Here is a 12,764-nt window from a genome sequence, read left to right on the forward strand (position 1 = left end):
ACTGGAAGGTGCTTTTTTCGTTAGCGAATTATTCGCGGGGGCCGTCGTTCTGCTTCAGTTCCTCTAGCGTCGGCATGGAGACGATGTGATAGCCGGAATCGACATAGTGGATCTCGCCTGTGACCCCCGAAGACAGATCGGACAGCAGGTAGAGCGCCGAGCCGCCAACCTCGTCGATGGTGACGGTGCGCCGTAGCGGCGAATTGCGCTGCTGATAGGAGAACATGTGGCGTGCGTCGGATACGCCTGAGCCGGCGAGCGTCCGCACCGGTCCTGCCGAGATGCCGTTCACCCGAATGCCGCGCGGGCCGTAATCGTTGGCGAGATAGCGCACGCTCGCCTCCAGTCCGGCCTTGGCGACGCCCATGACATTGTAGTTCGGCATGACCCGCACCGACCCGGCATAGGTCAGCGTGATCATCGAGCCGCCATTGGTCATCAGCGCGGCGGCATTGCGGGCGATCTCTGTAAAGGAATAGCAGGAGATCACCATGGTGCGGACGAAGTTGTCGCGGCTGGTGTCGGCGTAGAGGCCCTTGAGCTCGTTCTTGTCGGAGAAGCCGATGGCGTGAACGACGAAATCCAGGCCGCCCCAGGCTTCGCGAAGCGTCTGGAAGGTTGCGGTGACCGAGGCGCTGTCCTCGACGTCGCAAGGCACGACCAGCGAGGCCCCGAGCTTCTCGGCCAGCGGCTTGACCCGCCGCCCGAAGGCGTCACCCTGATAGGTGAAGGCAAGCTCCGCCCCGTGCTCGGACAGTTTCTTGGCGATGCCCCAGGCGATCGAATGATCGTTGGCGACCCCCATGACAAGCCCGCGCTTGCCCTTCATCAACCCTTCCATAAAAGGCAATCCTTATGCGGAATAGCGCTGGAAAATCAGCGTTGCGTTGGTGCCACCGAAACCGAAGGAATTGGACAGGACGGTGTCGATCTTGGCATTGTCGATGCGCTTGCGCACGATCGGCATGCCCTCGAATTCGGGATCGAGCTCCTCGATATGGGCGCTCTCGCCGATGAAGCCGCCCTGCATCATCAGGATCGAGTAGATCGATTCCTGGACGCCGGCGGCGCCGAGCGAATGGCCGGTCAGCGACTTGGTCGAGGTGATATACGGCATCTGGTCGCCGAACACCTCGCGAATGGCGCCCATTTCCTTGGAATCGCCGACCGGCGTCGATGTGCCGTGCGTGTTGATGTAGTCGACCGGCGTCGAGACGGTTGCAAGCGCCTGCCGCATGCAGCGCACGGCGCCTTCGCCGGACGGCGCCACCATGTCGTAGCCGTCGGAGGTCGCGCCGTAGCCGACGATCTCGGCGTAGATCTTGGCGCCGCGTGCCTTGGCGTGCTCCAGCTCTTCCAGCACCAGAACGCCCGCGCCGCCGGCGATGACGAAGCCGTCGCGGTTGACATCATAGGCGCGCGAAGCGGCCGATGCCTTGTCGTTGAATTTCGACGACATGGCGCCCATGGCGTCGAACAGGTCCGACATCGTCCAGTCGAGATCCTCGTGGCCGCCGGCGAACATCATATCCTGCTTGCCCCACTGGATCAGCTCGCAGGCATTGCCGATGCAGTGCGCGGAGGTCGAGCAGGCGGACGAGATCGAGTAATTCACGCCGTGGATCTTGAACCAGGTTGCCAAGGTGGCCGAAGCGGTCGACGACATCGCCTTCGGCACCGCGAACGGACCGATCCGCTTCGGGCTGCTGTTCTTGAGCGTCGTTTCGGCGGCTTCCACGATGGTCCTGGTCGACGGTCCGCCGGAGCCCATGACGATGCCGGTCCGCTCATTGGTGATGTCGCTCTCGCCGAGGCCGGCGTCCGCGATCGCCTGATCCATGGCGACATGGTTCCAGGCCGCGCCTTGGCTCAGGAAACGCATTGCGCGGCGGTCGATCATCGCCGACGGGTCGAGCGTCGGCGCGCCCCACACCTGGCAGCGAAAACCGTGCTCGGCGAAGGAATTGGAAAAGCTGATGCCGGACTTGGCATCGTAAAGTGAGGCCTGCACCTCATTGGCGTTGTTGCCGATCGACGACACAATGCCGAGGCCTGTCACTACGACGCGTCTCATTCGCAACTCCTTCCGGCGTAGTTTGGCGAAAAACCTAATTGGTTTCCGCCTTCGATCATACGCAAAATAAACTGCCGCGGCGTCCTTGCGCATCCGTCGGACACGCCAGGCCCCGTGGCGATGGCGATCAGGCGGCGGACTGCTTGGACAGGCCCACCTTCAGATCCGTTGCCGCGTATATGGGTTCGCCATCCGCCTTGAGCCAGCCATCGGCGATGCCGAGCACGAGGCGGCCGCGCATCACGCGCTTGAAGTCGACGCCATATTCGACCTTCTTGACCGATGGCGTCACCATGCCCTTGAACTTCACCTCGCCGGTCGACAGCGCCATGCCCTTGCCGGGTTCACCGAGCCAGCCGAGATAGAAGCCGGTCAATTGCCACATGGCGTCGAGGCCGAGGCAACCCGGCATGATCGGATTGCCGATGAAATGGCAGGCGAAGAACCAAAGATCCGGCTTGATGTCGAACTCGGCACGGATGAAGCCCTTGTCGAAGGCGCCGCCGGTCTCGCTGATCTCGGTGATGCGGTCGAACATCAGCATCGGCGGGTAGGGCAGCTGGGCGTTTCCCGGTCCGAACAGCTCGCCGCGGGCGCAGGCAAGCAGTTCCTCGTAGTCGTAGCTGGACTTTTGACCCGCCATTAATTCCGTCCCCGTTCTCGTTCCGGGCGGCAGGGCGCCCATGTCGTTGGTTTCCTAACACACTCTGTTTGTGGCCGGAAACCGGCGTTTGCGCTTAACCCGTGCGCCTGTCTGGGTCAATGCGCGCTATTGATCGCATTTGGGCGACCGAATATATGTCGGGTGGTGTCCAGTTTTTGGCATTGACCTCTTTTTGCCATTCTGGACCGGTCTATGGGGCTTGCAAGCTTAGACGGGATAGATGGATTCGGGCTGCCGGAAGGAAAATGTCGCTGTGGACAAGCGGGTTCGCGAAGCCGGCCTGAGGCCGACGCGCCAGCGCATTGCGCTGGCCGACCTGCTTTTCGCCAAGGGCGACCGTCACCTCTCGGCCGAAGAATTGCATGAAGAGGCGATCGCCGCCGGTGTGCCGGTTTCGCTGGCCACCGTCTACAATGCCCTTCATCAATTCACCCAGGCCGGCATGCTGCGCATCCTCGCCGTCGAAGGGTCGAAGACCTATTTCGACACCAACACTTCCGATCACCACCACTTCTATGTCGAGGGCGAGAACCGGATCTTCGATATCGCCAGCGGCCCGGTGAGCGTCTCCAACCTGCCGGAGCCTCCGGAAGGCATGGAGATCGCCAACGTCGATATCGTGGTGAGGCTGCGCCCCAAGCGCCGCGACTGATCTGCCCGCGATGAGGCCCGTCGACCTGGCGATACGGCTCGAAGACCATGATCGCGAAAAGTCGGAACCGGTTTTGCTACGCTGACCTACGGTTTGGATCAGATCATGGTCCAGACAAAATAGATCAGTTCTTGACCTTTTCTCCCGGGTAGGCGCCCCAGACCTGCGACTGGGCGACCCAGCCGGTATGGCCGTCGAAGGTCATCTCGCACCACTGACCGTCGCACTTCTTGATCGAGCCCATCACGCCTGGCTCGAGGATGGCGACAACGCCGGCGTCCTTGTCGGGATCGTCGAGCAGATTGATTCGGCCGCCCTTGCCGCGCTGCCAGGGGGCGACGATCGCGGTGCGGCGGCCCGAAAGCAGCGACTGGTTGATCCAGCCTTCGGAGCCGTCGGCGTCACGCACGCGGCGCCAGGTGTCGAATTCCTGGATGATTTCCATCGGCAGTCCGGCCTTCATGTACATCCAGTCGACGGAATAGTTGGCGCCCGGACCGACGCGCGAGTTGACGCGTCCGGATTTCAGGCTGACGAAGCGCGGCAGCGGCAGGCCGCTCGGCCCCAGCGTCACGGTCTGCGCCGACGTGGCCGCGCCTTGCGCGGATGTCTGCGGCGCCCAAAGCAGAGTGCCGAGAACGGCTGCGCTGAAAGCCAGGCGGAGCGAGGCGAAACCAGACACGTTCATTCCTTTCGGCGCCGGTCCGTGGGAGGAGCGCCCCTTTTTCTTTGTCTTCGGCGGCACCGCTTGTTACAGGAGTGGGCTGATACCGCGACTGGCTTCAAGTTTCGCTTGTCTTGGTTAAAGAGGTCTCAACGAGATCGGTTTCGAGGAAGCTTCGGGGAAACAATGGCAGGCAAAAAACGGCCCCTCGTCGTCATCACGCGCAAGCTGCCCGATCCGGTGGAGACCCGCATGCGCGAACTGTTCGACGCGCGCCTCAATGTCGAGGACCGGCCGATGACCCAGCCGGAGCTGGTTGCGGCGGTCAAGGAAGCCGACGTGCTGGTCCCGACCATCACCGACCACATCGATGCCGCGCTGATCGCCCAGGCCGGCGAGAACCTCAAGCTGATCGCCAATTTCGGCAACGGCGTCGACAAGATTGACGTCTCGGCGGCTGCCAAGAAAGGCATCACCGTCACCAACACGCCGAACGTGCTTACCGAAGACACCGCCGACATGACTATGGCGCTGATGCTCGCCGTGCCGCGCAGGCTGGCCGAAGGCGCCAACGTGCTCACCGGCGAGAAGAAATGGGCCGGCTGGTCCCCGACCTGGATGCTCGGCCGCCGCATCTGGGGCAAGCGCCTGGGCATTGTCGGCATGGGCCGTATCGGCACGGCGGTCGCCAGGCGCGCCAAGGCGTTCGGTCTGTCCATCCACTACCACAACCGCCACCGCGTGCTGCCGGCGGTCGAGGACGAATTGGAAGCGACCTATTGGGAAAGCCTCGACCAGATGCTCGCCCGGATGGATATCATCTCGGTCAACTGCCCGTCGACGCCGGCGACCTTTCATCTGCTGTCGGCCCGGCGGCTGGCGCTGATGCAGCCGGCGGCCTACATCGTCAACACAGCGCGGGGCGACATCATCGACGAAGAGTCGATGATCAAACTCATCCAGGACGGCAAGATCGCCGGCGCCGGCCTCGACGTCTACGAGCACGAGCCGGCGCTGAACAGCAAGCTGTTGAAGCTCGCCCACAAGGGCAAGGTCGTTCTGTTGCCGCATATGGGCTCGGCGACGCTCGAAGGCCGCATCGACATGGGCGAGAAGGTGATCATCAACATTCGCGCCTTCTTCGACGGCCATCGCCCGCCGGACCGTGTGTTGCCGCTCAGGACCTGAAAACCACGATTTGTTCAGGCGGCGACGCTCACGGCGCCGTCGTCGTCGACTTTGACGGTGCTTCCGCGATAGGCGTCGAACACACCGCGTCCGAGCCGCACCGCCATAGGCGTTTCCCAGCCCATTTCGCGCGCGACGATCAGGCCGAGCAGAAGAATGGCGTCCGGCTCGTGCAGGATAAGGGCTGCCGGCCCGCGGCCGTTGTGGACCAGTTCCATCAGCACTGCCGAAGCCGACGAGGAGCCGATGGTGCCCGGCAGGAACAGCACCCGGCCGGAAATCACCTCGCCATGCTGCGGGTGGCGGACATCGGCGATGCGCCCTGTCTTCGGGTCGACGCCGCCCCAGAAGCTGATCGGCGCCGTCAGCACCAGCGCTTCGCCTTTACCGGCCTTGCCCCGTACCAATATCTCCGCGGCGGCGCTCATGCGGCGAGGTCCGTGAAGCGCGGCTTGCCGGCGACCGCGCTTTCGACGCAATCGGCGAGCGAGGCATAGAGCACCGCATAGCCGGTGTTGCCTGGAGCGTAATGCGCGAACTTGCCCGAATTGGTCATCAGCACGCCGCCGGAAAGTTCCGGCATGATCGGCGTCACCACCACGCATGTGTCGGCAACGATGACGACGCCGCTTCCTTCGAGCCTCTTCCGCCGGCCGTCCTGCTCCAGGAAGGCAAGCACATGACGGCCGGTGCAGGCATAGATCGGCACGGCGAGCCGTCTTCCGGCAATCAGCCGCTCCAGCATCTCGAACTCGGCAAAGGACAGATGCGGGCTGCCAATGGCGACCGCATCGATGGTTTTCGGCACCGCCGCCGTCGACAGGCCGGCGCGAGCCTTCGCCGCCATCTGCGGCGTGACGTGGATCACCGCCTCCGGTTCAGGCTCGGCCAGAATGGTTTCGACGTTCGGCGCCTCTGGCGTGACGCCAGCAATGTGGAACAGCCCGACCGCGCCGGAGGAAGCGGCAGCGGCGCCGAAGGCCTTTAGCGCGTCGTCGCCGGGATGGTTGGCGATGCCGGCGACGACGCCGATCGTATCCCCGACCTCGCGGCCATAGAGGCTGCCCAGCACCGGCCAGGCGATCTCGGAAGCGAGGAAGGAAGGCGATAGGCCCGAGACGTCGAACACCAGTCGCGCCCGGCGGTTCTCGGCCCGGTGCAGGCCATAATCGGGTGCGCGGCCGGTGATGGCGCAGGCGATGTCGAGGAAATCGCCGTAGCGGTTGGTGCGGGCGCCCAGCACCGAGTTGCAGAACACCACCGCATTGGACTCGCCCCAGGCGACATCGCTGCCCTGTGCCGGCCTGTGCCCGGCCTGATAGGGCGCGCAGGTCCAGCTTTGCTCGCAGCCGAGCTTGCGATAGGCATCCATCATCCGCCGCGCCATGCCGCGCTGCGGCTCTTCCAGGCGAATGCGCGAGCAGCCCGTCAGGTCGAGCGCCCCGACATTGAGCGTCGAGCGCACTGCGATCCTGGCGCCGCCTTCGACCAGCCGCTCGGCGAACAGCGTGCCGGAATCGCCATGATAGAGCGCGCCGTCGATATGCGCCGAACAGATCGGGATCAGCCGTGGCGCGCCGAGCAGGCGCGCGCTCTCGGCGACGATGCGCATCGCCATTCCCGCGCCGTCCTTACCGGCGGCGGTTGCCTGTTCCTCCGGGCTGAGCGCGAGGCTCAAGACAGCACCTTGCGCATGGTGATCGAGGTCGGCCTGTCGTAGCCCGCATGCGCGGTGCGCCCGGTCTCGCGAAAGCCGAGCCGGAGGAAGGCCGCGTGGTTCGCCGTAAGCTCGATACGCGTCTGCAGCTCAAGGGCCTGCTTGCCGCGTCGGTGGGCAAGATCGTCGACGGCCTGCATCAGCCGTCCGCCTATGCCTCGCCCCTGAAGGCCAGGCTCGACGGCAAGCTTGCCGACATAGAAATCGTCTGCCCTCTCCATCGCAAAGACGCAGCCGACGATCCGGCCGTTCTCCATGGCCAGGAACGGCGTTTCTTGCCCGGCCTTGCTCTTGAGGTTTTCGGGTGTGAGCTGATGCGCCGAGGATGGCGGGTCGATGACGCCGTCCATATAGGCGAAGGCGCGCCGGATCAGCGCCAGCAATTCGTCCCACTGCGCGAAGTCCGGCGGAAGCTCGCTGACGAGGAGAGTGGCCGTCTGATCCATGCGTTCAGAGTGCCTTGTAGCGGACGGTGTCGAAACGGGCGGTCAGCCCGTCGTAAAGCAGCAGCCGGCCGACCAGCGGCTCGCCGATGCCGGCGATCAGCTTGATCGCCTCCATCGCCTCCAGCGTGCCGACGACGCCCGTCAGCGCGCCGACGATGCCGGCAACGGCGCAGGATGGCACCAGCCCTTCGGGCGGCGCTTCCGGAAAAAGGTCGCGGTAGCCTGGATTGCGCTGGCCATCGGCGCCCGTTTCAAATGGCTTCAGCACCGTCACCGAGCCGTCGAAGCGGCCGACGGCGGCAGTGACCAGGGGCTTCTTTTCCTGGGCGCAGGCATCGGCCAGAGCATAGCGTGTCTCGAAATTGTCGGAGCCGTCGACCACGATATCGTATTGGGCGACGAGGGCAGGGGCATTTTGCTCGGTCAGCCTGAGGCGATGCAGTTCCACCCTGACATTGGGGTTGATGCGCATGATCGCCGCCGAAGCGCTGTCGGTCTTCGCCATGCCAATAGTATCGCTGCCATGGATCACCTGCCGCTGCAGGTTGGACAAGGAGACATCATCGTCGTCGACGATGCCGAGCGTGCCGACGCCGGCCGCGGCGAGATATTCGAGCACAGGCGCCCCAAGCCCGCCGGCGCCGATCACCAGCACCCGCGCCCGCTTCAGCTTCTGCTGGCCGGAGCCGCCGATTTCGGGCAGCACGATGTGGCGGGCATAGCGCTCGAGCTCTTCGTCGGTGAGGGCAGCATTCGTCATGGCCGGACCATATAGCGGGCAGGAAACCTTGTCATGCACATGCAAAGCGAAGCCTTGTCACTGACATGCAAGGCGAAGCCTTGTCACTGACATGCAAGGCGAAGCCTTGTCATGCATATGCAAAGCGAAGCTTTGTCACTCACATGCAAAGCGAAGCCTTGTCCCGCAGCACAAAGCCTTGCTCGTGCAAGGCGCTTTGAACTCTTCGACAGTTCAGCCGGTCGGGCCGACGCTGCCGTGATCGACCGTCAGGAATTGCGCCCGCCCGGCAAGGCTGGAAAACAGCGCCGCGTCGGTGCCGGTCATGAAGGCCTGGCAGTTGAGCTCTTCGAGGATGGAAAACAGCGCAGCGCGCCGGCCGCTGTCGAGATGCGCGGCGATCTCGTCGAGCAACAGGATCGGCGTCAGGCCCGACATCTCGCCGGTCAGCCGCGCATGCGACAGCACGATGCCGACAAGCAGCGCCTTCTGCTCGCCGGTCGAGCACAATTCGGCCGGCATCGACTTCGGCCGGTGACGGACTGCGAGGTCGGAGCGGTGCGGACCGTCGAGCGTGCGACCAGCGGCGCGATCGCGCTCGCGGCCATTGGCGAGTATGGCGCGGAATCGCTCCTCGACGTCGACTGCCGGTGTGACCGCGATTTCGCTTTCCAATTCGCCGGCGAGGCTGATGTCGGCCTGCGGAAACGGGCCGCTGCCCGGCAGCTTGTCGATCATGGCCGCAAGCAGTCGCACCAGCTCGGCCCTGGCCGCCGCGATCGCCACCCCGGTTTCGGCCATCTGCATCTCGATCGCGTCGAGCCAGCCGCTGTCGCGCGAGCCTTCCGTAAGCAAACGGTTACGGCCACGCATCGCCTTCTCGTAATCGAGCGCGCGCTGCCCGTGGCCGGGGTCGATCGCCAGCACCAGCCGGTCGAGGAAGCGGCGGCGGTCGGCGGCCGGCCCTGGAAACAGCCCGTCCATCGCCGGCGTCAGCCAGACGACCCGCAGCCATTCGAGCATATCCTCGGCCGATTTTGCCGTCGCGCCGTTGATGCGCACGCGCCTGCCGCCTTCCGCGGCACCATCGCCGCCGGCAATGCCGGTGCCGATTTCGACCTGACCTTCCGGTCCTTCGATGCGCGCATGCAAGGCAAAGCCGCCATCGCCGCCCTCGCGGGCGACGTCGGCGTAAGGCGCGCGGCGCAGCCCGCGCCCCGGCGTCAGCAGCGAGACTGCTTCGAGCAGATTGGTCTTGCCGGCGCCATTGTCGCCGGACAGCACGACAGCGCCGGGGCCGAGATCAAGCGAAAGTCCCGCATAGTTGCGAAAATTTGTAAGTGTAAGCTTACTTATATAGCTCTGCTGCCGAAGCTGTTTGGCGTCCGAGGTCACGGCGACATGTGAGGCCTGCTAGAGCAATTCCAGGAAAAGTGCATAGCGGTTTTCCGTCCGGAATTGCGTCAACAAAAGAGACAAAGCCTAGACCCGCATCGGCATCAGCACGTAGAGCGCGGTCTCGTCGGCCATGTCGTGGATCAGCGTCGGAGACCCGGCATCCGCCAGCATGAACTTGGCTTCCGAACCGGTGAGCTGGGCGGCGACATCGAGCAGATATTTGGCGTTGAAGCCGATCTCGATCGGGTCGGACGAGTATTCGGCCGCCAGCTCCTCGGTTGCGCTGCCGGAATCCGGATTGTTGACGGCGAGCGTGAGCTGGCCGTCATTGATCGACAGTTTCACGGCTCGGCCGCGCTCGGACGAAATGGTCGAGACGCGGTCGACGGCGGCGGCAAAGCTCTGGCGGTCGATAACCAGCTTCTTGTCATTGCCGGTCGGGATGACGCGCTGATAATCGGGGAAGGTGCCGTCGATCAGCTTGGAGGTCAGGATGACGCTGCCGATGGTGAAACGGATCTTGGTATCCGATAGCTCCGTCGTCACCGCGATATCCGGGTCGTCGACCAGTTTCTGCAGCTCGCTCACCGTCTTGCGCGGGATGATGATGCCGGGCATGCCTTCGGAGCCTGCCGGCGCGTCGATCTCGGCGCGCGCCAGTCGGTGCCCGTCGGTCGCGACCGAGCGCAGCTTCAGCTTGCCGCCCGCCTCATGCGTGTGCAGGAAGATGCCGTTGAGATAGTAGCGCGTCTCTTCGGTCGAGATCGCGAACTGCGTCTTCTCGATCAGGCCCTTGAGCGCCACCGAATCGAGCCGGAAGATGTGCGAGAAGGAGCCGGCTGAAAGCTCCGGGAAATCGGACTGCGGCAAGCACTGCAGGCGGAAGCTGGAGCGCCCGGACGTGACGGTCATCGCGTTGCCGTCCTCGTCGGTCTTCAGCATCACCTCGGCGCCGTCGGCCAGCTTGCGCACGATGTCGTAGAGCAGATGCGCCGGAACCGTCGTCGCGCCGCCGCGCTCGACCTTGGCCGGCGTGGCTTCGGTCACTTCAAGGTCGAGGTCGGTGGCCTTCATTTCCAGGCTGGCGCCCTCGGCGCTGAGCAGCACATTCGACAGGATCGGGATGGTGTTGCGCCGCTCCACCACGCGATGGACGTGGTTGAGGGACTTCAGGAGATTGGATCGTTCCAGGATAACACGCATGACGAAACAGGCTCGCTTCAATGAATGAACGGGTCACCGGGCGGCGGCGCCCCGCAAAAGCTCCGAAAAGCTCAGAATCTATGTAAGCTGACAGTAAAAACCCTGCAAACGCAAGCCCGCGGCACCGGTTCCAGCCGGTTGCGCGGGCTTTCTGGGGATAAAGCGGGCTAAGCGCTCAGGCCTGCTCGTTGATCAGCCTTCTGAGCAGTTCGAGTTCCTGTGCCAGCGTGTTGTCGGCGCCGGAAAGATCCTCGATCTTGCGCACGGCGTGCAGGACCGTCGTGTGATCGCGGCCGCCGAAACGGCGTCCGATCTCCGGCAGCGAGCGCGGCGTCATCACCTTGGAGAGATACATCGCTACCTGCCGCGGTTTGACGATGGTGCGCGTGCGGCGGTTTGAGAGCAGTTCCGTCTTCGAAACGTTATAGTGGCGCGCCACGATGCGCTGGATGTCCTCGATACGCACCCGCTTCGGCTCGCCCGAGCGGTAGATATGGCCGAGGATCTCGTCGATGCGGTCGATAGTGATCTGCGGCTCGAAGGACTGGCGAAACAGCAGCTGGTTGAAGGCCCCTTCGAGCTCGCGCCCGCTGCCCGTCACCGTTCTGGCGACGTGATCGAGGATCTCATCCGAAATGTCGAGCGAGGTATCGTCGATCTTGGCGGTGGCAAGGCGCAGCTTCAGCATGCCGAGGCGCATGCCGAAATCCGGTGCCGACATTTCGAGCGCCACGCCGCCGTTGAGGCGCGAGCGCACCCGCGGCTCCAGCGACTCCAGTTCAGACGGCGGCCGGTCGGCGGCGACCACCACCTGCTTGGCGCTGTCGAGCAGCATGTTGATGAGATGGCAGAACTCGTGCTGGATCGACTTGCCCTGCAGGAACTGCATGTCGTCGATGATCAGCAGATCGATGTCGCGCAGCTGCTCCTTCAGCGTCAGCGCATTGTTGTCGCGGATCGCGGTGGCGAAGCGCCACATGAAATATTCCGCCGTCAGGTAGACCACGCGCGATTTCGGATTGTGCCGCAGCGATTCCGCCGCGATCGCCTGCAGCAGATGCGTCTTGCCCAGGCCGACGGTCGCATGGAGAAAGAGCGGGTTGAAGCGCACCGCGCTCGACTGCGATTCCGCCACCGCCTTGGCCGCCGCGAAAGCAACACGGTTCGAAGGCCCTTCGATGAAGGAAGTGAAAGTGTAGCGCGGATCGAGCGGCGACCCCAGCACATTGTGGCGGAACTCGGTCTCCGCCGGCACGCCCTGGCGGGGCGCCGGCGTCCGCTCCACCCGACCGGCGCTCGCGGTGCCGGCGGCAAGCGCGGTCTGGGCCTGCTTGGTCATCTTGCGCGCCGGCGCGATCTCCGGCTCGACATTGTTGCGGCCCTGCCGCGTGGCGGTCCGCACGACGATCTCGATCTTGAGAAGGTCGGGATCCTCGTGCCTCCACAGTTCGGCGATAAGATCAAGGTAATGGCCGTTGATCCACGACCGCAGGAAGGCCGTCGGTACCGAGATGCGGACCATGCCGCGCGACGCCTCGGCAACCTTCATGCGGCCGAACCAGCTCGAATAGACCTCGGCTCCCAGACGCGCCTTCAATTGGGCCTTGACCCGCTCGAACTTCTGTTCAGCGTCGCTGGATGCCGCCATGTCGTCCCCTCCGACGATAGTTGCTGGGAATGGGAGTTCGCCCGCAATCTCCCCTTCGATGCCGCTCTGCATGATCAAGTTCCTTGTCTCTCGTACCCTTTTTCCGCCGGGAGTGCGCCTCCTGCACCCTGGGTCCGGCGACGTTTTTCGCTGCGCCTCTATCGCCGCCGCCGGCGATATCGTTGCAACGTTGCGCAAGGGACCTCTGCCGGCTCTCGCAAGCCGGCTTGATCATGCCAAGACAATACAACACCGCCCGGCGAAAATGCCGGCCCAACGTCGACTGCCATGTACAATTACGCCAGTCCCCTACCCGCACCGAAGAGACAAACCAAGCCGCACGCGGAATTGCTCCGCGTCATGAATTCCGC

13 protein-coding genes are annotated in these 12,764 nt (G+C 64.1%); 2 read left to right on the top strand and 11 right to left on the bottom strand.

All coding sequences use genetic code 11. From position 1 onward, the window contains the following. Positions 1-28: 28 nt before the first annotated feature. The 3 genes from fabI to fabA form a co-directional block, all read right to left on the bottom strand. Positions 29-841 carry an enoyl-ACP reductase FabI gene (gene fabI, locus CK224_RS19670; RefSeq protein ID WP_095782893.1) on the bottom strand — a complete coding sequence of 271 codons (813 nt, stop codon included), beginning with the start codon at positions 839-841 and terminating at the stop codon, positions 29-31. Between the two features lie 12 nt (positions 842-853). Then, positions 854-2,074, bottom strand: coding sequence for a beta-ketoacyl-ACP synthase I (gene fabB, locus CK224_RS19675; RefSeq protein WP_066996374.1), 1,221 nt, complete (start codon positions 2,072-2,074; stop codon positions 854-856). Positions 2,075-2,201: 127 nt separating this feature from the next. Further along, the gene (fabA, locus tag CK224_RS19680; RefSeq protein ID WP_027165888.1) at positions 2,202-2,717 is read right to left on the bottom strand and encodes a 3-hydroxyacyl-[acyl-carrier-protein] dehydratase FabA; all 516 of its coding nucleotides are present in this window, start codon (positions 2,715-2,717) and stop codon (positions 2,202-2,204) included. A 241-nt stretch (positions 2,718-2,958) separates the two neighbouring features. Here fabA and irrA point away from each other — a divergent pair, with 241 nt between their 5' ends. Then, positions 2,959-3,390 carry an iron response transcriptional regulator IrrA gene (gene irrA / locus CK224_RS19685; RefSeq protein ID WP_066996377.1) on the top strand — a complete coding sequence of 144 codons (432 nt, stop codon included), beginning with the start codon at positions 2,959-2,961 and terminating at the stop codon, positions 3,388-3,390. Positions 3,391-3,514: 124 nt separating this feature from the next. Here the strand turns inward: irrA and CK224_RS19690 are convergent, their stop codons facing one another. Next, positions 3,515-4,072 carry an SH3 domain-containing protein gene (locus tag CK224_RS19690; RefSeq protein ID WP_067324770.1) on the bottom strand — a complete coding sequence of 186 codons (558 nt, stop codon included), beginning with the start codon at positions 4,070-4,072 and terminating at the stop codon, positions 3,515-3,517. 168 nt (positions 4,073-4,240) lie between these two features. Here CK224_RS19690 and CK224_RS19695 point away from each other — a divergent pair, with 168 nt between their 5' ends. Continuing rightward, on the top strand, positions 4,241-5,242 hold the full coding sequence (locus tag CK224_RS19695; RefSeq protein ID WP_066996380.1) for a D-glycerate dehydrogenase: 1,002 nt from the start codon (positions 4,241-4,243) through the stop codon (positions 5,240-5,242). Positions 5,243-5,256: 14 nt separating this feature from the next. Here CK224_RS19695 and CK224_RS19700 read toward each other — a convergent pair whose 3' ends face one another. The 7 genes from CK224_RS19700 to dnaA form a co-directional block, all read right to left on the bottom strand. Then, on the bottom strand, positions 5,257-5,670 hold the full coding sequence (locus CK224_RS19700; RefSeq protein WP_066996383.1) for a DUF126 domain-containing protein: 414 nt from the start codon (positions 5,668-5,670) through the stop codon (positions 5,257-5,259). Beyond that, positions 5,667-6,920: an aconitase X catalytic domain-containing protein gene (locus CK224_RS19705; protein ID WP_095782894.1), complete on the bottom strand. Its 1,254-nt coding sequence runs from the start codon at positions 6,918-6,920 to the stop codon at positions 5,667-5,669. The genes CK224_RS19700 and CK224_RS19705 overlap by 4 nt, the downstream gene beginning before the upstream one ends. Further along, positions 6,917-7,405, bottom strand: coding sequence for a GNAT family N-acetyltransferase (locus CK224_RS19710; RefSeq protein ID WP_095782895.1), 489 nt, complete (start codon positions 7,403-7,405; stop codon positions 6,917-6,919). Before CK224_RS19710 ends, CK224_RS19705 begins: the two co-directional genes overlap by 4 nt. 4 nt (positions 7,406-7,409) lie before the next feature. Further along, positions 7,410-8,165: a molybdopterin-synthase adenylyltransferase MoeB gene (locus tag CK224_RS19715; protein WP_095783119.1), complete on the bottom strand. Its 756-nt coding sequence runs from the start codon at positions 8,163-8,165 to the stop codon at positions 7,410-7,412. Between the two features lie 213 nt (positions 8,166-8,378). Beyond that, the gene (gene recF, locus CK224_RS19720; protein ID WP_095782896.1) at positions 8,379-9,539 is read right to left on the bottom strand and encodes a DNA replication/repair protein RecF; all 1,161 of its coding nucleotides are present in this window, start codon (positions 9,537-9,539) and stop codon (positions 8,379-8,381) included. 87 nt (positions 9,540-9,626) lie between these two features. Beyond that, entirely contained in the window at positions 9,627-10,745 is a 1,119-nt protein-coding gene (gene dnaN, locus CK224_RS19725; protein WP_066996395.1) for a DNA polymerase III subunit beta, read from the bottom strand. A 175-nt stretch (positions 10,746-10,920) separates the two neighbouring features. Further along, positions 10,921-12,393 carry a chromosomal replication initiator protein DnaA gene (gene dnaA / locus CK224_RS19730; protein WP_245299622.1) on the bottom strand — a complete coding sequence of 491 codons (1,473 nt, stop codon included), beginning with the start codon at positions 12,391-12,393 and terminating at the stop codon, positions 10,921-10,923. Positions 12,394-12,764: the final 371 nt, after the last annotated feature.

This window comes from Mesorhizobium sp. WSM3862, assembly GCF_002294985.1.
Taxonomy (GTDB): domain Bacteria; phylum Pseudomonadota; class Alphaproteobacteria; order Rhizobiales; family Rhizobiaceae; genus Mesorhizobium.